We start from the raw sequence: 26,820 nt of genomic DNA on the forward strand, positions 1-26,820 counted from the left end.
GAGGAGGATACGCAATGCGTAGCTTGAAGGACAGGGTGAAGCAAAGAATCGGGCAGATGAGCTTAAGGGATAAGATCGGGCAGATGCTGTTATGCGGATTTCATGGAACAGAGCCGGAAGGCGGGATAGAGAAGCTGCTTGGAGATTACCCGATTGGCGGTATCGTTTATTTTGCAAGGAATGTGGTTTCGCCTGAGCAGGTAGAGCGGCTATCCGGCGGTTTGCAGAACATTGCGCAAGCAAGTGGCAATGTACCTCTCTGGATTGCTATTGACCAGGAAGGCGGCATGGTGGCTCGAATTACAGAGGGGATTGCACTTATGCCTGGACAGATGGCCATTGCTGCGGCCGGATCGGTGCAAGATGCTCATGCAGCGGCACGGATCAGTGGAGCGGAGTTACAATCGATGGGCATCAACATGAATTTTGCACCCGTACTCGACGTGAACAACAATGCGAGCAACCCGGTCATTGGCGTGCGTTCCTTCGGGGAATCCGCGGAAAAGGTAGCTGACTTCGGTGCGGCATCCATTGCTGGATTTCAGCAAGCCGGTATAGCTGCAACCGCCAAACATTTTCCCGGCCACGGAGATACGGATACGGATTCCCATCTGGATCTTCCTGTGATTACACATGACAGAACAAGGGTGGATCAGGTAGAGCTTGTGCCATTTCGTGCAGCTATTACAGAGGGTGTAGACGCAATGATGTCTGCTCACATCTATTTTCCGGCACTGGAGCCAGAACGTCTGCCGGTGACATTATCCCATTCTGTTTTGACCGGACTGCTCCGTAAGGAGCTTGGATATGAGGGTATGATCTTGACCGACTGTATGGAGATGAAGGCGATCGCTACTCACTACGGCACGGTCGATGCGGCAGTGATGGCGGTTGAAGCTGGAGCAGATATGGTACTGATCAGTCATACGGCACAGTTACAGGTGGAAGCTTTTGAAGCATTGATGAATGCGGTGAAGAGTGGACGTATCAGTGAGCGGCGGATTGATGAATCTGTTAAACGTCTGCTGACATATAAAATGAAGCGTGGGCTGATGAATGTGGAGATGGGGCTGGAGAGCGACACGGCAGTGGAGATGTCTGTCAGTATGAGCGGGATATCTGGTGTGGATGATATCCATGCGACCCCGGCGGTTGTTCACAATTCCATAAATTCCATGAATGTAAATCAGCCAGTTGCAGTTCCGTTTCAACGTAATAGTCCACTGCATCAGGAGGTAGCTCAGCGAATCAGTGAGAAGAGCATTACATTAATTCGGGATGCACAGCATATGTTGCCGCTAAAACAAGAGCGAACACTTGTCATTACGGTTGCCGCAGAAGTGACAAGTATTGCGGATGAACAGTTGGATGGAGGGGCAACGCTCGGAGCGGCTTTGTCAGCTCAAGGTCTGGAAGTGGTGGATATGAGGGTAGCGGCGGATGAAATTGCGCTATCCTCGGCTCGTTTGCTTCAAGCCGCAGAAGCGGTGGATGTTGGGCAGATCGTGATCGGCACTTATAATGCAGGCAGCCCTTCCGGTGACCCGCAATGCCGGTTGATCGGCTGGCTTCAGCAACTTGGCAAACCGCTGGCTGTAACCGCACTTCGCAGTCCGTACGACCTACAGAAGTTGCCGGATGTGCAGACTTATATCGCGGCATATGAGAGTCGGCCTCTCGCGATGAGTAGTGCAGCGAAAGCGATGATGGGACAGATCCCGTTCAAGGGCGAGCTTCCTGTCACGATTGAATAAATAGATGCAATTCTATATATGACGCAATCTGACGGGACTTGACGTAGCTGAAACTGAACTTTTAAGGATATGAGGGATGAGCTGGTGTCTCGTCACACAGCCGGAATAACAAACGATGTATGAGAATAACAAAAGGGACGAGGCTGTTCATGCCTCGTCCCTTTGCGTGTTGCATACTCTAATTATTGTACATGCAGTGGAGCTAGAATAAAAAGTGGACACCCGTTAACGGACGGAAGGATAATAAGGCTAACGGAGGTGTGTCCACATGGGAGAACAACGGCAACGATACAATGAAGAATTCAAGAAACAAACGGTAAAATTTATTCAAGAACAGACCAAGACACTCGGAGACTTGGCAGAAGAACTCAACATTCCAAAAAGTACATTACACCAGTGGATGGGCAAGTATCGTGAACTTAAACATGAGCCCGTAGCTAGCGTAGATCGAGTGAAAGAACTGGAAGCAGAGCTTAAAGAAATGCGCCGGTTACTTCAAGAGAAAGAGCATACGCTTGCGGACACGCAAGAGGAACTGGCTATTGTAAAAAAAGCAGTGCACATCTTCAGCAAACCAAAGAATTAAGATTTCAGTTTGTGGAAGACCATCGCTCCCTGTTTTCTTTGGAGAAGATGTGCACTCTGTTACACGTGTCACGGAGCGGATATTACAAGTGGCGGATGGATCTAACCAGTAAGCAACAGCGCCGGAGAACTGAAATCATGAAGCGTATTCGGTTTCATTTCTACGACCACCAGAAGCGGTGTGGGAGTCCGAAAATTACGTATGCGCTCCATCTGGAAGGATACAAAATTTCTTCCCGTACCGTCAGTATATACATGCGTCAAATGAATCTTCGTTCCGTGCACAGTCCTCGGTATCGTGTCCAGACCACGGATTCTAACCATCATCATCCCATTGCACCCAATACGCTGAACCAGCAATTTCAAACGTCCAAACCGAACACTGCATGGGTCACCGATATCACCTACATTCCCTGCCGTGGAGGCCGGTTATATCTCGCCAGTGTTCTGGATTTGTGTACGCGTGAGATTGTGGGCTGGCGCCTGTACAACCATATGGAAACGAGCTTGGTGTTAGATGCATTGAAAGATGCTTACCAGGCCAAACGCCCCGCTCCAGGATTGCTCCATCACTCGGATCGTGGCTCACAGTACACGTCAAAAGAATACGTGGAGCAACTGAAATCGTATGGTATGGAGCTCAGTATGAGCCGCCGAGGAAACTGTTACGATAACGCATGTATCGAGTCTTGGCACAGTATTTTGAAGAAGGAACTCATTTACTGTAACCCTCGTTTTAAGAATCCAGAAGAGGCGTATAACGCCATTTACCAGTACATTGAGTTCTATTACAACCGCAAGCGAATGCATGGTGCGCTAGGTTATCTTTCCCCTACTCGTTTTGCGAAGAAGTTTACGGACAAATCCGTCGCGTAAGTGTCTACTTTCTTGACATTGGTCCAGGGTGATCGTTACAATTTCTGAAGGGTGATTATCGCTCAAATAAGCTCATCTGAGATCGTTAGAATAAACAGGGGGTGGGTGAAGAGTGTGTAGCCAACCCAGACCTCACCCCAAACCGTAATCTTCAATTTTACCTAACTCTAACCCCGAACCGCCAACACCAATCAGAGAACAACCACTAACCAAAATGCAAAACACCAACCTCAAACTTTCAACCTCGCTGAATTGGTGGCTTCGTGCGGCTACGTTATGATGCTTCAAGCGACCATCACAATTGCAAGGCTTTGGCCGTTCGTGTCTCTATATCACTTAGCAGTGTGGTCATATCCATGCCTGCATGATTGCCGAGCAGGATAATGGTAATATCATCGGATAGATTGCGTGAAAATGCTGTGGAAAACCCACCTCCGCTTCCATTGTGGAAGACGGTGCGTTTTGTTCCGTTTTCCTTGAGAATCCAGGCATAGCCGTAATTTTTATTGGAATAGGGCTCATACATCGTTTCAATCGTTTCCTGATTTAAAATCTGGTCAGTGTATAGTGCCCGATCCCATTTCAGCAGATCATCCACGGTAGAGTAGATCGTACCTGACCCGGATTGTGAAACATAGTAAGGTGCAGATGCCCATCCTTTTCCTTGCTGGACAAATCCACTGTTCGTATGCACTTTGCGCGATGCTTCTCCCGAATCTTGCATGCCGAGCGGCCCCAGAATGGTTTGTTGCACATAGTCTGCATAGCTCATGCCAGATACCTGCTCCACAACGTACGCAAGCAATACATAGCCGCTATTGCTGTACAGGTAGGCACTGCCGGGTTCGAACTTCAACGTTTTGTGGCGAATCTCTTCTACCGTTTTTTCAAGTGTATCCCCTTCCCCGCGACCGAAGGCCGACGGCAGACCCGACGTTTGGGACAGTAACATATGCAGGGTAATCTGTTCTCCCTTCGGGATGCCAGAAATATAGGTGGAGATTGGATCTTGAACATCCAACTTGCCTGCTTCTGCGAGACTCAAAATGGAAGCCGCAGTGAATGACTTGCTCAAGGAGGCGATACGGGTCTTTTGGTCCGGACGATTCATGGTCTGTTCGTCAGCAAGACCATAACCCTGTTTGAGCAAGACTTCGCCGTCTCGTGCAATCAGAGCCATCCCCGGATAGTTGATCTCGCGCAGATATGTGTCTACGCTAGCCACTTCAGGATTTAACACGCTGACCTGGTCAGTCGTTATACCAACATTCATCTGGCCTGAGAGCGTTCGCTGGACTTGAATATCAGCCTTCAAAGCATTCGCCAGGGTCCGGACAGGAATCATTAATGTGCCGTTAATGGTGCGTGAATTCACTGGAGAAGCCAGAGATACCTGGTTTACTTTAATGGATCTACTTCCGGCTTGATGCACCAGTGTGTCCCTTCCAACGGTGATTGTAGCTGTGTTGGTACGAGCATCCCACTTCAGATCCCCTTTAACAGATTGGACTACATCTCGTAAGGGAACGAACGTTGTACCTTTTAGAATAAGCGGAGCGTTGTTCCAGAATTGCGGCTCTCCGTTGACTTCAATATGCACGGCTTGTGTAGTCTGCGCTGCAGAAACCGTAGGGTTGTTAAACAGCCCGAATACCGGGCCTGCGCATAGAATGATTGCGAATAGAATACGAAGCATGGATGAATAACCACTGCTAGATACAGGTTGTTGCGTGTGAAACTTGCGTAAGATTTGAACCCTCTCCTTCCAAGTGTTTCTTAATAATCCATTATATAAATATTGTAAACGATCCCAACAAGGGGGTCAAAAAGAGAGTATATCTAAGTAATAGGATCAGATCATTAAAATTGCGATTATTTAGTATGGATACATAATGTTTCGCGGCGAACTTTCCGATAAAAAGAGTTGAACTTAATGATGGGAGATAGATAGATAATGAGAAAAGGGCTTCAAAAAAGACTTCAAAAAAGACTTCAAAAAAAGCCTCAAACAGGGCATAAAGTGAAGGGGAGGTTTCAATCATGGTTTACGTTGACGGTAAAAAAACGGCTGATTGCCGCATTCCTTTTGTTCCTGATTGTACCCAGCCTTAGTGTAGGGTGGCTTGCTTATCTTAAGGCAGCAGATCAGGTTAAAATGGAGATTACTCGTTCTGCACAGGCCAAAACGGAAATGCTTAGTCTGCAGATTGATCAGATGCTCAATATGGAGAAGGATAACGCTGCACAGATGGCATCGGGTATTACATCCGAAGACATTATTAACAAGTCACCTGCGCTTCAAGCTCAGATGGATCGGATGTCCAAAAACCATAAAGAACTCGGGGTGCTTACGGCTGGAGCGGAGGATGGAAGTTGGATGAAATCCCCTGATCCCGGCAACCAGATTTATGATCCTCGTGAACGCACATGGTATAAGATGGCTCTATCACAATCTGAGCCAGTCATCTCGGATACTTTCCAGTCCGCAACGACTGGGGAATGGGTGGTGACAGCAGCGGCCAAGCTAGCAGACGGACAAGGTGTTTTTGGAGCCAATGTAAGCTTGAATCATTTGAAGGAGACAGTGGATCAGATCCATATCGGTAAAGCAGGGAAACTGTATATGCTGGATAATGGCGGGAAATTTTTATTCCATTACAAGATTGAATCCGGTACTCAGTCTGATCAAAGTTACATCAACGAGATGTATACGAAAGATCAGGGAACCGTGAAGTATACATATGATGGTCAACCGATGGAGGCTGTATTTTACACAAATACGGCAACGGGTTGGAAAATTGTCGGCGAGATGATTCCCTCCGAAGCGGCGGAGTCCGTGCAACCTATTATGATCCGAGCAATCACTCTTGTCGGCGTAGCGGTTATGGTGGGGATTGTGCTGCTGATCTTTATTATCCGTAGCATTCACCGTCCATTGCAACAGTTAACCCAAGCTGCTTCTCAAGTAAGTGCAGGGGACCTGACGGTTCGTGTAGGCCTGCGGCGCAAGGATGAGTTCGGTCAGCTTGGAGAAAGCTTTGATACCATGACGAATTCACTGCGTCATGTACTTGGCGAAGTACATGATACATCGAGTCAGCTGGCGGCATCATCGGAAGAGTTGATGGCAAGTTCTGAGCAGACCTCAAAAGCAACGGAGCAAGTAGCGGAGTTGATGCAAGATGCAGCTGCAGGAACAACGATGCAGAATGAAAGTCTTGCAGCGACAGAGCAACTTGTCGGTGAGATGTCACTTGGTGTGAAGGAGATTTCTGCAAGAGCCGGAGATGCAGAACGTATTGCCATTGAAGCATCCTCCAAATCGGAAGCGGGTATGGTCACGATGCAGCAGGCCGTGTCCCATATTCAGCAGGTGAATGATGAGAGCAAGGATATGGAGGCTGTCATCGAAGATCTGCGAGCGAAAAACGATGAAATTCTGGAGATTGTAGCGGAGATTACAGCCATCGCCAAGCAGACGAACATTCTGGCACTGAATGCTTCCATTGAGGCTTCGAGAGCAGGCGAGCATGGCCTGGGATTTGCTGTGGTTGCGAACGAAGTGAAAATGCTTGCGAACAGCTCAGGCGCTTCTGCAGAGCGGATTAATGATCTAATGCGCGAGATGCATGAGAAGACTCATGCTGTTCAGTCTACCTTTGCCCGTACAGGTGAAGGTATGGTGAAAAGCTCGCAGATGATTGCAGAGGCCGGAGAAGCCTTCCAGACGATTCGTGATGCGGTTCGAACCGTTGCGTCCCAGGCCGAGGAGGCAGCTACAGCTTCCCGTCAGATCGATCAAGGAATGGGACATGTGAACAAAGCTGTAAACGAAACGATGGTTCTCTCTAACCGGATTGCTGCGGGAACCGAGGATGGATCGGCGGCTGCTCAGGAGCAGCTTGCTACAATGGAGGAGGTTGCGGCATCTTCAGCGGCTTTGTCTCGCATGGCAGAGGATCTGCAGAGCATGATCGAACGATTCAAATTGTAACGAAGAGAGTATGAAAGTGGGTTTGAAGACTGTCGGAGTAATGAACCGGCAGTCTTTTTTTCTTTTTTGCGGGAGATTGGATTATGAGTGAAATATCTAATCTATCTCTTTAGTTTGACAATGAACAAACAAAATTATATTATATCTATAAATAAACAAACAAATAAACCGAGTGGAATTGATATAAATTAATTTCCCGTATGAATCAATACAGAATTAACTTGGGACTCCAAATAACTCACAAATCAAAATACATTAGATGAATTATAGAAAGGACGGCGAAGGATGAAAGCCTCGGATTCAAGATTGCAGACAGCATCTCTCGAAGAGATCAAACGCGGATATGTGGAGGAAGGAACGGCCTATTTCTGTATTTGTTGCGGTTTTACAACAGAACCGGGAATAGTTTACCCTGACGAAGGCGTGCTCTATGATGCGGTTCGTTACATGCGTGTTCATATTGAGAAGGTCCACGGTTCGGTATTTGAATATTTGCTGGAGCTGGATAAAAGTGTGACCGGATTGTCGGATGTACAGCGAGGTCTGCTGGCCCAGTTCTATGAAGGGAAAAAGGATGCAGAAGTGCAACAGGCTCTGGGCATCGGCAGTGCGTCTACCATTCGAAACCATCGATTCGTTTTGAAGGAAAAAGAGAGGCAGGCCAAAATATTTCTGGCGTTAATGGAACTGTTGAAAAATAAAGACCTGCATGCTCCGGCAACATGGGTGTCGCCGATTATGAAACAAGGTCATACGATTCATCAGCATTCCTTTGATATATCCGAAGAGGAACGGGAACAAGTGTTACGCAGCTACTTTCCCGAAGGCACAAGCGGCCCAATGACTACGTTCCATATGCAGCAAAAACATAAGTATATCGTGCTCACAGAGATTGCCAAACGTTTTGAACCCCGGCGTCAGTACACCGAAAAACAAGTGAACACACTCTTGGAGAAGGTACATGCTGACTATGTTGAGATTCGGAGATATCTGGTGGATTACGGTCTGTTAGAGCGAAAGGAGGATGGAAGCCAGTACTGGCTGGGTAGTGTAGAAGAGGAACAAGGTAACGGTAGAGGCGACGGGAAACAGCCGAAAGGATCATCAGCCAAATTAACAGATAACTCAGCTGAATCCCTAACCATGGAACAGCAAGTTCCAGAAGAAAGAGCAGGTAAAGGAGAGAAGAGCATGAATCGACGCAAAGAGTTACAAGAGCAAGCCAAAGAAGTCAAAACAGAAGCAGGCGTTTATCAAATTCGGAATGAGCGAAACGGTAAAGTGTACATCGACAGCACGCCTAATCTGAAGACCATTAACGGACAGCAATTTATGCTGCAGATGGGGAGCCATCTAAATCGACGTTTACAGGCAGAGTGGAATGAATACGGTGAGAGTGCATTTACGATTGAGGTATTAGAAGTCATGAAAAAGGATGACAATCCCTACGCCGATCCGAAGGACGCGCTGGCCAAATGTTTGGAAAGCTGGTTTGAGAAGCTGGAGCCTTACGGGGATCGTGGATACCACGGGGAGCCAAAACCATCGAATCAGTAGGTAAATAGAGTTCACTTTCAGTATTGAACACTACGAACTTAACATTTTAATTTTGGAAAATAACTAGATTCTCCTGCTTCATGACCAGGCGATTAGCACCTAACGGGCAGATTAGCGTAACAGATGCAATCCAATAGGGCCTTCGTTAGTTCAATTTTCTAACACATCTTATTTTTGAATGGATAACGCCATTTCTTTTAACTTTTCATTTTCTACCACTTCTTTAGTTGTTCCGGTTTTGGCTAAATGTACAATAACCTGACCCAATTGTTCAGATGTTATAGCCCACTTCATTCGTTTTAGCAACGGATGCAAAGGTTTTAATACATTGGATAGGATACGATAAAGTGCTGTTTTTGAACGAACACCGTGCATGGGTAAGATAACTAATGGACGTAACATATATGCTCCTTTGAAAGGTAGGCGAAGTAACGCATTTTCCGTTTTTCCTTCTACACAGGCCCATAGTTCTGGTCCTTGCTCCGTACTATCTACTCCCATTCCCGTAATATAAATCATTTTCATATCGGGATTAAGTTTGACTAATTGAGAGGCTGCTTTTATCGTCAATTCATAGGTGATATGAATATAGTCAGCCTCTGACATACCAGCTGATCTAACACCAATTAAATAAAAACAAGCATCATATCCCGTTACTTTATCCTGAATTTGAGAAAGATCCGAAATATCTGGTAACACTATTTCTTGATATTTCTCATGTTGGTTGGTTGTTGGTTTACGTACAATTGCTAATACATGTTCAACCTCTGGATCACGTAAACTTTCTCTTAATGCTAACTGACCGATCATACCTGTTACACCATATATAATCACCTTCATTGCTACCATCCTTTCTTTGAAAAAACGGACTCTCTTTAGAAGAAATCACTGTGGATATTAAGAAACTTCAACGTTCTTTCTATATTAACTTTCTTATCATTAGTTAAATGAATGATCGTTTAATTAAAAAACATAATAAATGCCATTATTGACTAATGGCATCCCAGCTCAGTGAAAATATGAGCTCAAATTCCTTTTCAATTGTAGTGTACATTCCTTCATAATATTCCTTTGCAAGCTGAACAATAGGGAAATAACAATATGAGATAATTAATTCCGCTTTCGCATTTTTTAAAGAGCCATTGCTAATCCCTCGTTCAAAATAACGGTACAAGTTTTCAAACATGGGAGCAGTATCAGCCATACATAACTTGTTCATAAATGGTGATGCTGTAAACTGTTCTAAGAAAAGAAACCAATCTTTGTTTTCCATCATGAATTCTAATGAGTTCTTCATGAAGATATAGCAGATTTCTTTAGTATCCAATTCTTCATGAATACCATGCAACATACTTCTGCTCAACTTTTCCTTTACATCCAGATACAGTTTGACTAGCAAATCTTCTTTATTTTCGTAATAAGTATAAATAGTAGCAGGAGAAAGGTGAGCTCGCTTCGCTATTTTTGACATGGAGAGATCGGAGAATCCAACTTCATTAATCAACTGGATTGTAGAATCAAAAATAGCTTGGTTCTTTTTTTCATCTTTATGTCTCATGAATTTATATTAAATGAACGTTCGGTTATTGTCAACGGCAACGGTCAACGGTTTTTTGTGTGCTAAGTTTCTAATACATCTTATCTTTGAATCGATAACGCCATTTCTTTTAACTGTTCTTTCTCCAACACTTCTTTTGTTGTTCCTGTTTTGGCTAAATGTAAAATAACCTGACCTAATTGTTCAGATGTTATAACTGACTTCATTCGTTTTAACAACGGATTCAAAGGTTTTAATACATTGTATAGGATACGATGAAGTGTTACTTTTGAACGAACACCATGCATAGGTAAAATAACTAACGGGCGTAACATATACGCTCCTTTGAAAGGCAGGCGAAGTAACGCATTTTCCGTTTTTCCTTCTATGCGAGCCCACATTTTTTTTCCTTGCTCCGTACTATCTGCTCCCATTCCCGTAATATAAATCATTTTCATATCAGGATTGAGTCTGATTAATTGAGAGGCTACTTTTATTGTCATTTCATAGGTGATATGGATATAGTCAGCCTCCGACACATCAGCTGATGAAACACCAATTAAATAAAGGCATGCATCATATCCCATCACTTTTTCCTGAATTGAGGAGAGATCAGAAATATCCGGTAACACAATTTCTTGATATTTGACATGTTGGTTAGTTGTTGGTTTACGTACAATCGCTAATATTTGTTCCACCTCTGGATCGCGTAAACTTTCTCTTAATGCTGACTGACCCATCATACCCGTTACACCATATAAAATCACCTTCATTGCTGCCATCCTTTCTTTAAAAAGCTGACTCTCGTTAGAGGGAAATGCTTATTCCTATTTTTAATGTCCTCTACATATGCATAGATTTAAACGATGAGGAAGTCATTTTGGCTATTATGAACGTCGTTCTATATTCACTTCCAGACTATTAATTAAATGAATGTTTATTTAATTATTAGAAGAATAAATGCCATTATTGACTAATGGCATCCCCAGCTCAGTAGAATATGAGCTCAAATTCCTTTTAAATTGTAGTTTATTTACATTCACAAGATTAGCCGCTTAGCTATTTTTAACGTCATTATTCAACCGGATTGTGAAATCGAATTAGCTTGGTTCTTTTTTCATCTATTATGTCTCACGAGCCTATATTAAATGAACGTTCAGTTATTGTCAACAACCAAAGAGGTGCTGAAGGACTTCGATTACAAAAGACGATCCCGATTCATGTAACCGATAGATGGATTAGGACCGTCTTTACGTAGATTTTGCGCTTCATTAAGTATCATAATACATGACTGGTTTTCTAGAAATGTAACGATCACCAGAAACCTTATTTCACTAAAACACACGATATCCGTCCATTTTCTCTTTATTTTTACTATATAAGCTTCCCTGAGATCGTTAGAAAATTATCCAGCTAGATCAGGCGATGCAGGGCAGTCACTTCTGGGCGGAATATTGTGATTTAGCCTTTTTGATAAGTTAGTAAGCAAGCAAGTGGAAAGTAAGTAGTGAGTGAGTATGTATGACTATCCTAAATGAAAAAAAATCCCTTTGCTGTAGAGTCGGCAAAGGGACTTTTTAAGTTGATGTGCTCTAAAATGCTCGCCAAATGGCGAAAGATTTGCGTTGGTTGTCCATTACAGCTTGAATTGCTCCACCAGCTTCTGCAGCTTATTAGCCAGATGCGCAAGGGAATCGGCAGAGGATGAGATTTCCTGCATGGACGCCACTTGCTCTTCCGTCGCAGCGGAGATATTCTCTGTGCCATCGGCATTGGTTTCCGAGATGGTATGAATGTGGTCGATAGACTGAACCACTTCTGCTGTGCTGGCAGACATCTCTTCTGATGCTGCTGCGATATTTTCAAGCTGCTGATTAACCACCCCAACAGCCTCGCTAATCTGTACAAATGCATCATCGGCAAATTGTACAGCTCGGATGCCGCTGTCTACATCTTTTTGTCCCAGACGAACATTCTCATTAGCCCTGGAGATTTCTTGCTGAATGGATGCGACCATCTCCACGATCTTCTGACCGGATTCGCTGGACTGCTCGGCCAGTTTGCGGACTTCACTTGCTACAACGGAGAATCCGCGTCCATGCTCGCCTGCACGAGCTGCTTCAATGGAGGCATTTAGCGCAAGCAGGTTGGTTTGGGCTGCGATATCCGTAATGACAGAGACCATCTCACCGATAGAGCTGGAATGCTGATCCAGCCGTGTCGCAGTTTCTGCGATACCTTGCACAAAATGCTGGATGGAGCCCATCTCCGATACAGCCGTTTTGATCGTCGAGTTCCCTTGTTGCGCGAGTTCGCTTGCTTGCATTGCAGCTTCGGATACTTGCTGTGTACTGTTGGTTACTTGTCCAACCCCTCCGGCAAGTTCATTCATCTGTTGTGCGGTATGTTTCAGGCTGTTTGCCTGCTTTTCAATGCCAGCTGCGGACTGTTCTGTAATGAGGGCCACTTGCTCTGTAGCTTTGGTTGTCTCCGATGAATTGATCGCAAGCTGTGCAGAAGATGTTGTAAGCTCGTCAGCTGTATTACGCACATCCTGAATGACGGTTCGTAAAGATTGACTCATTTTGTTAAAGCTGTTGCTGAGTTTGCCAAATTCATCCTGACCGTGCACAGCAACCTCAATGGTCAGATTTCCATCGCTGATTTCGTTGGAAGCTTTGACAAGTCGATTGAGCGGTCTCGTAATGGCTTGTACAATCCAAAAAATAATGATGGAGCTGATAACTACAGCAATCGCAATAACAATCAGGGTAGTGTACAGGATTGGACGGACGGTTTCCGTAACTTCGTCGTTATCGATAACACCGACAACTGTCCAGCCTGTCGTTTCATTGGTTACGAAGAAGGCATGCTCGCTTTTTCCGTTCAACGTATACTGCAGATCACCATTCTTTTGATCAAAAATTTGTTTATAGGGTTCCATCGTACCTTCAGTACCTGGTTTTTCGGTTGGATGCACGATGATTTTATTTGCATTATCAATAATATAGATATATCCTCTTTGCCCGATTTTCGTGGAATTTACCGTCTGGGAAAGAGCTTCAAGGGAAAGGCTGACCGAAACAACACCATGACCGTCACCGGTCGTCTGAGCGACCGAAGCAACTACGTTACCTGTATTGCTTGAGATGTAAGGTGTGATTACAGTAGGCACGTCTTTGTTCTCCGAAGCAGCCTTAAACCAAGGACGTTCACGGGGATCATATCCCGGCTTGTTTACAGCGGTGACTGGGGAGTTGATATAGACACCTTTATCCGTTCCGACGGAAGCAAGTTCCACGTCATCGTGGGTATCTTTGTAAGCATCAAGTAAGGTACGAATCGTTTTCGTTTCGTCCCCTTGAACCGGACCCACATTACCAGCATCCAGCTGACTTGCCAGGAAGTCTACATTTTTACGTGTAGCACCAATAATCTGGTCAATGGTCTGATTCAGTACACTCACGCTACTGTTGGCATTCTCAAACATTTTTTCTTCGACCTTGGTAGCCGCTGTCTGGAATGAAATGATGCCTAAACTGATCGTCGGGATCAGCAGCACGATAGCAAATGAAAGTATCAGTTTCTCTCTCATCTGTAACGTTCGTTTCCCCTTTGGCTGCTTCACTTTCTTCATAGTACATTCTCCCCCTGTCAACTCTCCCGAACTGACATAAAATATGGTATATTTCTAAGTTAATGCAAACCAATTCTGCATTCATTATTCCAAATCTCTGATTCAGAATGGTATGTATCGATATATATCGGCTGACAGTGATTAAAATTAGAGAGGAGTTGTGCGAGAGTTGAATGAAAGTGCACCAAGATTATCTGCACATGAAAAAAGTGTGGAAATCCAGGATAAAGCAACATTTATGCAGGGGGTTCGAGATTGTGTGCCTACCCTTCTTGGATACTTAAGTATTGGCTTTGCAGCGGGGGTCATCGAGATGACTGCAGGTCTCAGTTTTGCCGAAACGGCATTGTTGAGCCTGATTTTGTATGCAGGTTCTGCCCAGTTCATCGCAGCAGGGATGCTGGCTTCCAACGGATCGGCGTTAGCGATCATCTTCACTATATTTTTTGTGAATCTGCGTCATCTGCTGCTTAGCGCAGCCGTATCTCCGTATTTCAGACATCTGACACCGCTTAAAAATATGTGGATTGGCTCACTGCTTACGGATGAGTCATTCGGTGTGGCGATGACACGTGCAATCGGCAGAAAAACGCTCAGTGAGCGCTGGATGCACGGTCTGAATATTACGGCGTACTTGAACTGGTTTGTCGCGAACATGGCGGGAGCGTACTTTGGACGCTGGATTACAAACCCTGATCGCTTCGGACTGGATTATGCGTTGCCAGCGATGTTTATCGGTCTAATCGTGCTTCAGTTGGTACATCGCAAAAGCAAAAAAATACATATCAATGTAGCAATCATAGCGGTCGTGTGTGTTATCTTAGCAAGCATGGCTTCACTAGGTAGTCTGAGCATTATCATAGCGGCAGTGGTTGCAGCAACGATGGGAGTGTTTATGGAACGATGGAAGTAAGATGGGATGTATTCTGGATTATTATGGGCTCGGCACTACTCACGTTTATCCCCCGGGTATTGCCGCTTATGCTCTTCAGTAAAATACAGATTCCGGTGTGGCTGATGCGCTGGCTCGAATATGTGCCTGTTGCTGTCATGGCCTCACTCATTGGTCAGGAATTGTTTATGTCAGGCAATCGTCTTGTCCCCATTACAGAAAATGCCGCCTTGTGGGCAGCATTGCCCACAGTGGCTGTAGCCATCTGGACACGCAGTCTGCTCGGTACGGTGCTGGTTGGTATTGTATCCATGATGATATTACGTTACCTCATGGGATAGGAAGGTAGGATCGTGATGAAAACGCTATTTTCTAATGAACCTAAAAGGGATAAGATGGAGAAAGCAGCATGAAATAGTCTGTTGTGCCATGGATATAGTATAAGGATTTCATCAACTATTTTGAGCGAAAGGAACGATGTCTAAGATGAAACCAAGTCCATCGACGATTTTGTTTCAAGGGGATTCCATTACCGACGGAGGAAGATCACGGAATGAGGATCTGAATCATGTTCTTGGTCACGGGTATGCGTATCTGATCTCAAGCAGACTGGGCATGGAACTGGCGAGCAAGCAAAAAACGTTCTATAACCGAGGCATTAGCGGAAATCGGGCATCCGATCTGTACGCACGCTGGAATGAAGACACATATAGTCTGAAACCCGATCTGATCAGTATCCTGATTGGGGTTAACGATGCTTGGCGTTTTATGAATGATGAACCAAGAGGATATACAGATCGTTTTGCCCGGGCGTATCGTCACTTGCTAGAGGAAACACGGGAAGTTATACCGAATACCGGACTTGTACTGATGGAGCCTTTCATTCTGAAGACAGGGGCGACACTGGAGAAATGGGATGGCTGGGAAACGCTTATGGCTGAATACCAGCAACAGGTTCGAGAAATGGCCGAGCACTTCGGGGCGGTGTGGGTCCCGCTACAGCAAACGTTCAATGCGGCATTGGAGCAAGCCGATGCTTCATACTGGTTATGGGATGGCGTTCATCCTACTGCGGCAGGTCATGAGCTAATTGCTCGTCAGTGGTTGTCTGTGGTGCAGCAATCTCCACTTGCTATTGTGTAGCTTATCTTAAATTCCTTTAGTGAAGCGTGGTGAATCCTTTGCAAGGCTCTAATCACGAAATCGGAAACGAACATCATGAAATGCGTGTAAGATACGCTGTAGATGAATCTGAGGTACTCGACTGGCCAGACGAAGAGCAGATCCAGCAAGTGTTTCTTAACATTAACAATCGGAATCATGTTCAAGAGGGTGCAGGATTCAAGGCTGATGAACTTCGGGAAAAATTGTTCCGGCCCGAGTTGGCTGAGATGCTCACCGATTTACGAAGGTATGGAGAGCAAGCATTAAGAGAACCGCTACCTCTTCTGACATTTCAATTATTTCGACAGTTCGGCAGGGCGGGAGACCGCAAAGCATACGAGCAGGTTTACTTCGAAAGGCGCGGTAGATTAGCAGCCGTTGCCATGCTTGCTCTCGATGCTGGCACCCCTCATATGGTTCATGCTCTCGAAGAGATGTTGTGGGCGGTATGTGATGAATATACGTGGTGCCTTCCGGCACATCTGGGAACGGGAGAGGCGGAGCAGGTAGCAGGCAATATCGACCTCTTCGCCGCAGAGACGGTACATATGCTTGCGGAGATTGTGATACTTCATCGTCATCATCTCGATGCTCTGGTTGTTGAACGGATACGTAAAGAGGCGGAGCGACGTATCTTTACGCCGTTATACAGGGAAAAGAGGGCATATCACTGGCAGATAGCCGATCACAACTGGTCTGCTGTCTGTGGGGGATGTTGCGGCATGGCTGCTCTGTTATTGCTGGAGGATCAGGCGATGCTGCTGGAGTCCACCAGGCAGACGATCGACTGTATGAAGGCGTTCTTGAGCGGGTATGGCGAGGACGGCGGCTGTGCTGAAGGGATGGGGTACTGGGTGTATGGCTTCGGTTATTTCGTCTATTATGCCGAGATGTTACTGGACTACACCGAGGGAGCGTTGGACTTGTTACAAGGTTCCAAGATAGCGGCGATAGCGGCATTTCCGCTACGAATCCATCTGTCGGGCGGTACATTTATCAATTATTCGGATAGCTCGGAGCATGAAGAGATACCTTCGGGGCTCCTGTCTCTGTTAGCTGTACGTTTCGGAATGGAAGTGGATTTGCCCTTGCGTATTCCCCGGCTGACAGAAGATCCTTGTCGTCGCTGGGCTCATCTGTTACGGAACGTGATGTGGAGCGATCCGGTGGTATATAAACGTATACATCGAGAAGCGGCTGAGCGGGCGAATGGAGGGTTTATTTTTCAACAGCTGGAATGGATGGTTGCTAAACATGTCCTTCATATGCCGCCGAATGTACAAGGAGAGACAAGCAAACCTTGTTCAGACTGGGAGTGGGTTCAGGTGGCATGTTCGTTTAAAGGCGGTCATAATGATGAACCCCACAATCATAATGATCTGGGACAAGTGATTATCCACTGCGGTGGCGAAAATATACTTTGTGACCCTGGAGCAGGGTTGTACACTCAGGCGTATTTTGCTCCAGGGCGCGAGCAGTTATTTCATATCTCATCTGCCGGGCATAACGTGCCCCTGATCAGAGGGTGCGAGCAACGTTCGGGTAGAAAGGCTGAAGCCGAGTTGCTGGAATTCAGGCTTGAGCCGGATGGAAGTGAAATGCAGGCCTTGTTCGACCTGACGCGTGCATATTCCGAAGCAACAACACTACACCGATATACACGTCATCTGAGCTGGAAGGCCGGACAAGATTGTGTTGGAATGAATAGGACTATGGAAGTTAAGGAAAGAGGCGGCAGTTGTTGTAGTACGGGGAATCCTTCTGATCCGGGTGTGCATGTAGATATGGCGACCTTGCGGATTATAGACAGATTCCAATGGAAGATGGACACAGAAGCGGATACTACGAAGTCTTCGTTGAACGAGCCATATGTTGAAGCACAAGTCGTTGAGCGCTGGATAAGCCGGGTAGGTCCGACAATGGAAAAGGAAGGCAGACTTCGGTGGCAGGCTTCGCAGGCTAATCTGTACATGAACTATGATGCTGTCCTGTGGCGGGTGCAGACAGAAGCTGTGCATACCGTGGATCATGATCAGGTCCCTGTTACATTTTATCGTACATCACTTGTTTGGAAAGGGAACGAAGTTACAGCGACAAAGGGCGAGAATGAACGAGTTGAAGATGCCGAAACCGCCAACGATGCTCCGCTAGAGATTGTATGTCAGATTGATTTTATGGTTGAACCCCATTAAGGAGAAACCGAGGTGAGTCCACGTGAGTCGTTATACAGCCACAGCGACATATCCATGGAAAAATGAACTTGAAAGGTATCGCACATTAGTAGCTGAAGCAGGCTCTGCACCGGCAGATGGCTGGAACAGGGAGCGTAAGCTGGCACTCGTGAGACGAATTGTGTGCGCTTACACGGAATATCAGGATAATAACGGTGCGATTATCGATCCGTACTCAGGCATGGAACGGTACTACTCTACCCCAGCCTACGCTATGGCAGCTGCAGTATTGGTGGATGCTGGGCACATCGAGCTGCTGGATTCTGCATCGGCAGCTCTGTCACATAGTATTGATGCGGTGGTAAGTGGCAGTGCGCCGGACAATCATCCGGATTTTTTTCCTGTACTGATGATGCGGGCATACATGTTGCTTAGATCTCATCGACCTGATCAGGCCTCCATCTGGGCCGAGGCACTTCGGACGATTGATCCCGAGAACGATTATGTATTTACGATGAGTAAGATGAATAATGCCAATCGCATGATTAACTGGAATGCCATTATGATCTCTGGTGAATATCTGCGATGGAGCGAACATCTTGCGAGTGAGGATACAACGTGGATGGATCGTTATCTCGAAGCATACCATCTGCCACGTTTTACTCCGCTCGGTCTGTATCAGGACGGCCCGCTGGATCAGCCGAATTGTCCGTTTTCCTATGATATCGCTACCCGCTATCATCTTGAAGTGATGCTTGATGGAGGTTATGAAGGGGCAGTCGCAGATGCATTACGAGAGAAGTTGAATCATGGTGCGTTCAGCTCACTGCTGATGTTGTCTCCGCTGGGAGAAATACCGCCGCGTGGTCGCAGCTCCCAGCACCAATGGAATGAAGCGGCGGCGGCATATGTTTGCTCGGTACACGCCAAGCTGGCGATGCAGGCTGGGGATTCGGTGATGGCCGGGGCGTTCGCACGAGCGGCAAATCGTTGTTTTGAAGCCGTAGAGCGCTGGTTGATGCCGGATGGACGTTTGAAGATTGTACGCAACGAATATGCGCCTGAGAAACGTCACGGTTATGAAGTATACACCAATCACACCTGTTACAATCTGTGGACGGCAGCCGCGCTGGCACATGCCTGTCTTCGTGCTTCAGATGAGGGGATTGTGCTATCCTATCTCCCTTCCGAGATTGGAAACAGGGTACTACAGACGGATGGCTGGTTCGAAACCGTGCTGGCCTCTGTGCCAGGCCAGCAGTTGGTTTTGCACACTGCGCTGAATGACCCGTATACGATCCCGGGGCTGGTACGAGTGCAACAGGCAGGTATGCCGGGATTAATAGGCCCGTCCGCAGCCAGTCATGTACAGCCAGGATTTACGGAATTTGCTGAAGGTGTTGTGCAGCCTTTGAGTTATTGCCCCGCTTGGAAGACAACGGATGGGGTGTGGCATAGTCTGGCTGAGGGCATACCATCGGGTAGTGAGTATGACCGTGATGCGGGAATTGATCCGGCACACGGTGGCGGTTCAATCATATTTAAAATGGCGACCCGGATGGGTGAGAGTTCGGCGGATAATGAGCTACAAGAAACCGTGTCAGCAGTTGGTTCAAATATTGTGATGAGCACTGCTGAGCATGATACGAGAAAAGCTTCTGAGCAAACTAAGAGGGAAACTGCCGAAAAAGCCATGTTGAATACAATGGAGAATGATTTTGAAATTACCTGGACGGGGCCTTTACCTGGGATGCGATCTATCATTACCCGTTATGTGCAACGAGCAGATGAACTGGTGGTGACGTATATATTTGAGGGTGAGATTGAGGCGGTGGGAGCTGTGATTCCACTGATGTATAGCGATGGTCGGGAGCAGGCTGTGATTACCTATACGGAGCGCAGTGTGCGCACAACGTACCTGGGAGCATACGTTGAATCGACAATTCAAGATGCAAAAGCTGTGATTCAGCTGAATCCACAGGAAGTGGCTTCACGCAACGGGCTGCTCAAGCAAGCGCGGATGGAAGTTTACGATGCACAGCAACTGACATTCACTATTCGATTGGGACGCGATCTCACATAGGAACAGGAGGACATGATCATGAATACCTCAACATCCGCAACATGGCTGGAGGAAGCATGGCAGCAAGGGGTTCACAAGACGATTCGAAATGCAAAACGAATCCAGGATACCTTTCCTCATATTTCACCGCAGGGTGTGTACGACAAAAATGATCCGGAATGGTGGACAGCCGGTTTCTGGCCCGGACTGTTGTGGCTGGTGTACCGGAATGATCCGCAGCATGAAGCGGCCGCCGATCTGCGGCATATCGCCGCTAGCTGTGAGCGACAGCTTGAAGATTGTCTGCGTGATCCAGACCTGGTGGATCACGATCTGGGTTTCATCTGGCTGCTTAGTGGCGTAGCCAGCTATCGCCAGATGGGCAGCGAGGATGGGCGCCGCCGCGGCATGCTTGCCGCGAATCTGCTCGCTGCCCGCTTTCACGTGCGCGGTGAGTTCATCCGCGCATGGAACTTCGGCTCGTCGATGATGGACACGCGCGGCGTTGCCATCATCGACAGCATGATGAACCTGCCGCTGCTCTACTGGGCATCCGAGCAGAGCGGCGATCCTCGCTTCCGATGGCTGGCGGAAGCGCATGCGGACACCGTGGCGCGCGAATTCGTCCGCGCAGACGGGTCCATCTGCCACGTGGTGGAGTTTGATCCACACACGGGGCAGAAGCTGCGGGAGCATGGCGGCCAAGGCCATGCTCCCGGGTCCGCCTGGGCGCGGGGAACCGCCTGGGCGTTGCACGGGTTTGCGCTGTCTTTCCGGTATACGGACGAAGCCCGATATCTGGAGATAGCGGAGCGGGCGGCCGATTTCTTCCTCGCCATGCTTGGCGAAGACATCGTGCCGGTGTGGGATTTCCGCGCGCCTGCCGAGCATCAGGCGGCGTGGGACTCGTCCGCTGCGGCGATTGCCGCGAGCGGTCTGCTTGAGCTCGCGAAGCTGTCGCCACGCGGGCAAATCTACGCTGCCGCGGGAGAGCGCATCGTCCGCGGCTTGTACGAGCGCTACAGTCCTGCTGAATCTGTAGCGGAAGAAGGGCTGATTATGCAGGGAACGGTACATTACCCGGAAGGCCGGGGAATCAATGTGCCGATTATTTACGGCGATTACTTCTATATGGAAGCGCTGGCGAAGTTGCGTGGAAACGAGGGGTTATTTTAACGGAAAATGCTGAAGAAAGCCGATTTTCCGAAAATTCGTTCCAAACAAGGGAGTTTCCGCAGGCGTGCCGGGGCACGTCAGGGGGAAGTGACGTAACAGGGGGCGAAAAAGGGGGAAAAGATGCAATTCAGTAGGTTTCAAGATTCGCCTAGCCAACCGCCCTGCATAGGGCGGTTATTTATGTTGTTTCTCTGCTGTATTTTCAGGAAGTGAACTTACTTCGCTGGCGAACGTCTCAGAATGACAAAGTCGGCAGAGGATTGCTCGGGATATCGCTGGCGTATGATCTCATGCACTTTGAATTCGGGATAATCGAATAGATAGTGGAACAGATTGCGATCCTGGATGGTTTTCACGCCGGAATCTCCTTGCTCCTTCAGCCTTGTATACAGCACCACCCATTGAGTTGAAGTGTGGAGAACATCGCGTAAGGTAGCCCGAAAATCCGTTTCATCTGTAATATGATACAGCACATCCAGGCACACGGTCAGATCAGCTTGGAGAAAACCGCGATTGACCCACAGGCCCGGTGTATACACCATGAAGCTTTTGGTAGGATCGCTGGCATATAGCGAAGCGCATTGTTTTATAGACGAGGCAGCCACATCCATGCCCAGGTATTCACCATAGTTCATATATTTCAACTGGTTTCCATCTCCGCAGCCGAATTCGATGACCCGATGAATACCTTCGCGCTGGATTAACGCATTGACCACCTCGGCTTTGAATTCCGCCAGCACGCCATATGAACCACTGCCCGACGTTTTACCCGAAGAATAAGTCTGCTCCCAATAATGGATGTAATTAAATGACTGATTCACACCGATTTCCTCCGATACTGAAAAATGATGTTGCGTAAGATGGTAAGCCTTATATTCAGGTTATGCGCAGCGGGAGTAGATGAGACTATAGTATGATTTTCCATATAATTACCTGAAAATTTCCTGAAAGTCTAAACATCTGGAAAGATCTTGCCGACATTAATTAGAGTAGGAAAAAATTGACGATTAATCGGAGGGAAATGATGTTTAAGCCAAGATTGACCAAGTACATGGTGATGATGCTGGTGTTGATACTGAGTATTTCCAACGTAGGCTTGGCCGCTGCGGCAGAGAAAGAACTGTCCAAAATTGTGGTTTCTAAAAATGAAATGTCGCTCGAAGTCGGCGATTCCGGGTCGGTTACCGTAACGGGGGTATATTCAGATAATACCTCGGCAAACGTTACGATCAGTTCATCCTGGACGAGCAGTGATGCTTCGGTAGCCTCTGCATATAATGGTTCAATAACAGCCAAAAAAGAAGGTACAGCCACAGTTACAGTGGCGTATCAAGGGCAAAGTCAATCTATTCAAATCAAAGTGACCAAGAAAGTCAAAGCCCTTTCGAAGAATGTGCAAGATCTTGATCTCCGTACAGGGGTTACCAAGGATATTTTGCTGACGGCAACTTACAGTGATAATACAACGAATGAGCAGGCGGCGAGCAGTGCCGAATGGTCAACAAGTAATGAGAAAGTGGCAACAGTGGTCAACGGTAAAGTGACGGGTCAGAGTGCAGGTACAGCGTTGATTACAGCGAAGCTGGGCAGTCAGAGCGTAACCGTAGATGTTAACGTGGAAGTGGTTAAACGTGTGGATGTGGACAAAAGCCAGATCAGTCTACTTCTGAAACAGAAGGAAAGTGTCACATTAACAGCGACCTATCCAGATGGAACTTCCAAAGATGTAACCGATCTGGCAGAGTGGACGTCAAGCAACGAAAAGGTTGTAGATGTACTGAAAGGCAACATTACAGGTTATTCGGCAGGTTCTGCCACAATTACAGGTAAATATGGTACCAAGTCGGTATCCGTAGATGTGGATGTAGATCTGACGAGCAAGCTGAGCGTAGCGAAACAGAGTATCTTCTTCCGCTTGAGTGATACGAATAAAACGGCCAATGTCGCAGTTACAGCTTCATATCCAAACAGTAGTGATGTGAATGTAACGGATCAGGCAACGTGGACATCCAGCAATGAGAAGGTGGCTACGGTGTTCAAAGGCCAGATTACAGCAATAAGTGCGGGATCAACAACGATTAAGGCTGCATACAGTGGCAAAACGGTAGAGATCGCTGTCGATGTAGATACGGCGAGATATCTGGATATCAAAGATGTTACCGACAAACTTGCCATGAGCGTGACTGGTGATAACAAAAAGAAAAACCTGACAGCGAACGCTGAATACATCGATGCAAGCAAGGAAGATGTAACGTCCAAAGCGACGTGGACATCCAGCAATGCAGATATTGTATATGTATCGGGTGGTGAACTGATTGCATACAAATCGGGTACAGCTACCATTACCGCAGCATATGGCGGCAAAACGGTGAAATTCACAGTAAACGTAGACGTGCCTGACAAGTATGAGATGGATAAAAAGAAAGCAACCGTTGCTGTTGGCGGAACCACTGCTGCCAAAGTGCTTGCCGTATACGGTGAAACTTCCAAGGATGTATCTGACGATGCAACGTGGAGCAGTAGCAGCGAGAAAATCGCTGAGGTAGACAGCAAAGGGGTTATTACGGGTGTAGCGACAGGCAAAGCAACGATTACTGCTAAAATCGAAGGAAAAACGTTGACACTGCCTGTAGAAGTAGGGATGGCGAGCGGGCTGGAAGCGGATATGAACTTTGTCGTGCTGTCTGCAAAAGAAACTCAAGCCATTATCCTTACAGGCACGGATGGGGACGGTAATACGAAAGACGTCACAGCCGATGCAACTTGGAAATCAAGCAATGCGCGTGTAGCTGATGTGAAAAAAGGCGTAATCACAGGTAATAGCAGTGGTAAAGCGAACATCACAGCTGAATACGGCTCACAGAAAATCACAATTCAGGTTGAAGTCGATGTCATTTCACGGATTGAAGCATCTGAACCAGCTCTTTCGCTGAAATCCGGTGAAACCGTGGATTTGAAGTTGACTGCTACCTTGAGTGATGGCAGTGAGCGGGATGTTACAGACAAAGCAGAGTGGAAATCAAACAGTTACAAAGTGGCTCAAGTGACCAAAGGCAAAGTGAAGGCACTGAGCTCAGGTAAAGCAAGAATAACTGCGAAGTACGGTAGCAAAACGATTACGATTGCGCTGGATGTAGATACATTGAAATATTTACAGACGGATAAAGTCACGTTAACGATGAAAGTTGGCGATAAAGCAACCGTAGTCGCCACCGCAACGTATTTGGATGGAAGTGAAGCGAATGTGTCCAAACCAGCACTTTGGACTTCCTCCCGCATTGCGACGGCTTCCGTAAAAGATGGGATCATTCAAGCGAATGGTAAAGGTAAAGCGACTATTACCATCTCCTATGCAGGTGTAAAAACAAAGGTCAACGTTGTGGTTGAGGAGAAGTAAGGTCGGAATACGGAATTAGAAATAGTAAATGTCAAAAAGGTGATATCAGCATTCAAGCTGATATCACCTTTTTGAGTACCATATAGAGTCGAAAAACATACCTTTTCCCGAATTCATAATTTAGATTAGCGATCTAATAGCGATCTAATCTGGTCACATCGTATGTGACAGTACCAAAGCACCATAGGCAAAAGCAATAAGAATAAGAATTGCCGGGTGCAGCTTGGTTTTGGTCATGACCCAGAGGGAGATGCCTGCAATAATCAGCGTCTGCCAGATGCCGATGGAGTCCGTGGATACTTGGCCGAATTCCCAAGTGAGTAGAATCATGAGCACTGCGATTACCGGCTGAACAAGCAGAGTCATGCCTTTGACCTTAGGTGAAGTCCGGTGTTTGTTCAACAAACGAAGTAATAGAATGAGTGCAACTGCTGACGGTACAATGGTAGCGAAGCTGGCAATTAACGCACCAAACCAGCCTGCGACGTGATATCCGACAAATGCAGCAATTTTCGTGGCAATCGGGCCTGGGAGCGCATTACCGATCGCCAGTACATCACCGAACTGCTCGGTTGTCATCCAGCGGTAATGATTCACAATCTCTTCCTGCATCAATGGAATGGAAGCGGGGCCGCCTCCATATCCGAGGATGTTCGCTACGAAAAATCCCCAAAATAATTCCCACCATGTCTGAAGCATCCTACGATACCTCCTTGTCGGAGTTACCTTTGGATTTTATACGCTGTACCAGCCCGAAATGGAAGAAACCATAGACCAGGAACACCGTAATCACCAGTCCCGGATGAATATTGAGTAACTGTAATGCTGCAAAAGCAATCACACCGAATAAAATAGCAAACCACTTACCCAAGCCTTTCCAGGCTTTCATCGCAAATTCATAGGCCATCATACCAAGCATCACAAAAATGACAGGGCGCACGGCTGCTACCATACCCGCTACAATCTTGGATTCACGCAGTGCGTACATCGAACCGAGTAGAGCAATAATCGCGATGCTTGTTGGCAAAATATGAGCGAGTACGGACACAATAGCGCCTAGAACACCCTTTGTTTTATAGCCTAGATAAGCAGCCATTTTGGTTGCGATAGGTCCGGGCAAGGCATTGGCAATCGCCAGAATCTCGCCGAATTCATCGTCGCTGACCCACTTGTACCGGGTGACGGCTTCATAACGGATTAGCGGAATAACCGAGGGGCCGCCGCCATATCCCAAAATTCCGGTTCGTACCATGCCGATCACGAGACCGTTGTAATCTTTCCAACTCATGCTGATATCCTCCTAGAGTCTCATGCCCATGCGGCTTTTATATCGTTTTAAGAGCAGTTGTGATTCCACTTTGACGATGCCAGGCATCTTGTAGAGTTTCTCCAGTATGAACTGCTCCATCTCTTCCATATCTGCAAAAATACCGTGCATATGCAGGGTACTTGGGCCTGTCATATGATAGAGACTGGTCACCGCTGGCTCATCATCCAGCATCTCTGCAACTTCATCCAGGAAGCGCGGTTCCACATCGACATTGAAAAAGGCAGAGACCTGTAGCCCCACCTTGCCTGGGTTAATGACAACGGTGAAGCGTTCAATGATTCCTTTTTCCGATAATGCATTGATGCGAGCTTGAACGGCTACGCGGGATAATCCGATCTGTGTACCCAGGTCTGTATAGGAAATCCGGCTATTCTCATGGAGCGCGGCGATGATTTTGCGATCCATCTCGTCCAGATTGTACATTTGCGGAATTTCTCCACCTTTGGAGGAACGTTTGTGAGACATGTTTGAATCACCCTTTTCGTTTTCATATGTTGCAAGATGTGTATCCGAATTTAAAGAGTAATTGAATGTACGCTTAATACATGCAGCATTCATAGTTTAATGACGAAACGTAACTAACGTCAACTGATTTTAGGGGGATTGTTAAAAATATTTAAGGAATCACCTTCATTTTGTCTCATCTATGAAAGAAAAAAGACTGCTCGCTTTATGCGGGCAGTCAGCA

At 46.8% G+C, this 26,820-nt stretch carries 21 protein-coding genes; 12 read left to right on the top strand and 9 right to left on the bottom strand.

Going from position 1 to position 26,820, the window contains the following annotated elements:
- Nucleotides 1-14 precede the first annotated feature (14 nt).
- The 3 genes from nagZ to MHI38_RS18165 all read left to right on the top strand — a co-directional run bounded on the left by nagZ (nucleotide 15) and on the right by MHI38_RS18165 (nucleotide 3,215).
- Nucleotides 15-1,754 carry a beta-N-acetylhexosaminidase gene (gene nagZ, locus MHI38_RS18155; protein WP_341181489.1) on the top strand — a complete coding sequence of 580 codons (1,740 nt, stop codon included), beginning with the start codon at nucleotides 15-17 and terminating at the stop codon, nucleotides 1,752-1,754.
- 268 nt (nucleotides 1,755-2,022) lie between these two features.
- The gene (locus MHI38_RS18160; protein WP_090921784.1) at nucleotides 2,023-2,340 is read left to right on the top strand and encodes a transposase; all 318 of its coding nucleotides are present in this window, start codon (nucleotides 2,023-2,025) and stop codon (nucleotides 2,338-2,340) included.
- 11 nt (nucleotides 2,341-2,351) lie between these two features.
- Entirely contained in the window at nucleotides 2,352-3,215 is an 864-nt protein-coding gene (locus MHI38_RS18165) for an IS3 family transposase (protein WP_341181302.1), read from the top strand.
- A gap of 295 nt (nucleotides 3,216-3,510) precedes the next feature.
- Here the strand turns inward: MHI38_RS18165 and MHI38_RS18170 are convergent, their stop codons facing one another.
- Nucleotides 3,511-4,911, bottom strand: coding sequence for a serine hydrolase (locus MHI38_RS18170; RefSeq protein WP_341181490.1), 1,401 nt, complete (start codon nucleotides 4,909-4,911; stop codon nucleotides 3,511-3,513).
- Between the two features lie 354 nt (nucleotides 4,912-5,265).
- Here MHI38_RS18170 and MHI38_RS18175 point away from each other — a divergent pair, with 354 nt between their 5' ends.
- Both MHI38_RS18175 and MHI38_RS18180 read left to right on the top strand, forming a co-directional pair.
- Nucleotides 5,266-7,209, top strand: a complete 1,944-nt coding sequence (locus MHI38_RS18175) for a methyl-accepting chemotaxis protein (protein ID WP_341181491.1) — start codon at nucleotides 5,266-5,268, stop codon at nucleotides 7,207-7,209.
- A gap of 306 nt (nucleotides 7,210-7,515) precedes the next feature.
- Nucleotides 7,516-8,766, top strand: coding sequence for a DUF2087 domain-containing protein (locus MHI38_RS18180; protein WP_341181492.1), 1,251 nt, complete (start codon nucleotides 7,516-7,518; stop codon nucleotides 8,764-8,766).
- 168 nt (nucleotides 8,767-8,934) lie between these two features.
- Here the strand turns inward: MHI38_RS18180 and MHI38_RS18185 are convergent, their stop codons facing one another.
- The 4 genes from MHI38_RS18185 to MHI38_RS18200 all read right to left on the bottom strand — a co-directional run bounded on the left by MHI38_RS18185 (nucleotide 8,935) and on the right by MHI38_RS18200 (nucleotide 13,940).
- Complete coding sequence (locus MHI38_RS18185; protein WP_341181493.1) at nucleotides 8,935-9,606, bottom strand: NAD-dependent epimerase/dehydratase family protein; 672 nt, start codon at nucleotides 9,604-9,606, stop codon at nucleotides 8,935-8,937.
- Between the two features lie 145 nt (nucleotides 9,607-9,751).
- Nucleotides 9,752-10,324 carry a TetR family transcriptional regulator gene (locus MHI38_RS18190; RefSeq protein WP_154892051.1) on the bottom strand — a complete coding sequence of 191 codons (573 nt, stop codon included), beginning with the start codon at nucleotides 10,322-10,324 and terminating at the stop codon, nucleotides 9,752-9,754.
- Nucleotides 10,325-10,404: 80 nt separating this feature from the next.
- Complete coding sequence (locus tag MHI38_RS18195) at nucleotides 10,405-11,085, bottom strand: NAD-dependent epimerase/dehydratase family protein (RefSeq protein WP_341181494.1); 681 nt, start codon at nucleotides 11,083-11,085, stop codon at nucleotides 10,405-10,407.
- Nucleotides 11,086-11,939: 854 nt separating this feature from the next.
- A complete protein-coding gene (locus MHI38_RS18200; protein WP_308723029.1) occupies nucleotides 11,940-13,940 on the bottom strand; it encodes a methyl-accepting chemotaxis protein in 2,001 nt (666 codons plus the stop codon).
- 238 nt (nucleotides 13,941-14,178) lie between these two features.
- Here MHI38_RS18200 and MHI38_RS18205 point away from each other — a divergent pair, with 238 nt between their 5' ends.
- From MHI38_RS18205 to MHI38_RS18230, 6 genes are all read left to right on the top strand, one after another.
- Nucleotides 14,179-14,853 carry an AzlC family ABC transporter permease gene (locus MHI38_RS18205; protein WP_145334290.1) on the top strand — a complete coding sequence of 225 codons (675 nt, stop codon included), beginning with the start codon at nucleotides 14,179-14,181 and terminating at the stop codon, nucleotides 14,851-14,853.
- Complete coding sequence (locus MHI38_RS18210; protein ID WP_145334208.1) at nucleotides 14,844-15,173, top strand: AzlD domain-containing protein; 330 nt, start codon at nucleotides 14,844-14,846, stop codon at nucleotides 15,171-15,173. Before MHI38_RS18205 ends, MHI38_RS18210 begins: the two co-directional genes overlap by 10 nt.
- A 145-nt stretch (nucleotides 15,174-15,318) precedes the next feature.
- Complete coding sequence (locus MHI38_RS18215) at nucleotides 15,319-15,975, top strand: SGNH/GDSL hydrolase family protein (RefSeq protein WP_341181933.1); 657 nt, start codon at nucleotides 15,319-15,321, stop codon at nucleotides 15,973-15,975.
- An 80-nt stretch (nucleotides 15,976-16,055) separates the two neighbouring features.
- Nucleotides 16,056-18,188: a heparinase II/III family protein gene (locus tag MHI38_RS18220; protein WP_341181495.1), complete on the top strand. Its 2,133-nt coding sequence runs from the start codon at nucleotides 16,056-16,058 to the stop codon at nucleotides 18,186-18,188.
- Between the two features lie 22 nt (nucleotides 18,189-18,210).
- Nucleotides 18,211-20,250 carry a glycosyl hydrolase gene (locus MHI38_RS18225; protein WP_341181496.1) on the top strand — a complete coding sequence of 680 codons (2,040 nt, stop codon included), beginning with the start codon at nucleotides 18,211-18,213 and terminating at the stop codon, nucleotides 20,248-20,250.
- An 18-nt stretch (nucleotides 20,251-20,268) separates the two neighbouring features.
- Nucleotides 20,269-21,405, top strand: a complete 1,137-nt coding sequence (locus MHI38_RS18230; protein ID WP_341181497.1) for a glycosyl hydrolase — start codon at nucleotides 20,269-20,271, stop codon at nucleotides 21,403-21,405.
- Between the two features lie 215 nt (nucleotides 21,406-21,620).
- Here the strand turns inward: MHI38_RS18230 and MHI38_RS18235 are convergent, their stop codons facing one another.
- Nucleotides 21,621-22,226, bottom strand: a complete 606-nt coding sequence (locus MHI38_RS18235) for a methyltransferase domain-containing protein (RefSeq protein WP_154892046.1) — start codon at nucleotides 22,224-22,226, stop codon at nucleotides 21,621-21,623.
- A gap of 203 nt (nucleotides 22,227-22,429) precedes the next feature.
- Here MHI38_RS18235 and MHI38_RS18240 point away from each other — a divergent pair, with 203 nt between their 5' ends.
- Nucleotides 22,430-24,802 (top strand): Ig-like domain-containing protein, encoded by a 2,373-nt coding sequence (locus MHI38_RS18240; protein WP_154892045.1) that lies wholly within the window; start codon nucleotides 22,430-22,432, stop codon nucleotides 24,800-24,802.
- 153 nt (nucleotides 24,803-24,955) lie between these two features.
- Here MHI38_RS18240 and MHI38_RS18245 read toward each other — a convergent pair whose 3' ends face one another.
- Genes MHI38_RS18245 through MHI38_RS18255 form a run of 3 tightly spaced genes read right to left on the bottom strand, consistent with a single transcriptional unit; the run spans nucleotide 24,956 to nucleotide 26,597 of the window.
- Nucleotides 24,956-25,501, bottom strand: coding sequence for a chromate transporter (locus tag MHI38_RS18245; RefSeq protein WP_154892044.1), 546 nt, complete (start codon nucleotides 25,499-25,501; stop codon nucleotides 24,956-24,958).
- A gap of 1 nt (nucleotide 25,502) precedes the next feature.
- On the bottom strand, nucleotides 25,503-26,090 hold the full coding sequence (locus MHI38_RS18250; protein WP_154892043.1) for a chromate transporter: 588 nt from the start codon (nucleotides 26,088-26,090) through the stop codon (nucleotides 25,503-25,505).
- A 12-nt stretch (nucleotides 26,091-26,102) separates the two neighbouring features.
- Nucleotides 26,103-26,597, bottom strand: a complete 495-nt coding sequence (locus MHI38_RS18255; RefSeq protein WP_090918940.1) for an Lrp/AsnC family transcriptional regulator — start codon at nucleotides 26,595-26,597, stop codon at nucleotides 26,103-26,105.
- Nucleotides 26,598-26,820 lie beyond the last annotated feature (223 nt).

Source organism: Paenibacillus sp. FSL K6-1558 (assembly GCF_038002565.1).
In the GTDB taxonomy this organism is placed as follows: domain Bacteria; phylum Bacillota; class Bacilli; order Paenibacillales; family Paenibacillaceae; genus Paenibacillus; species Paenibacillus polysaccharolyticus.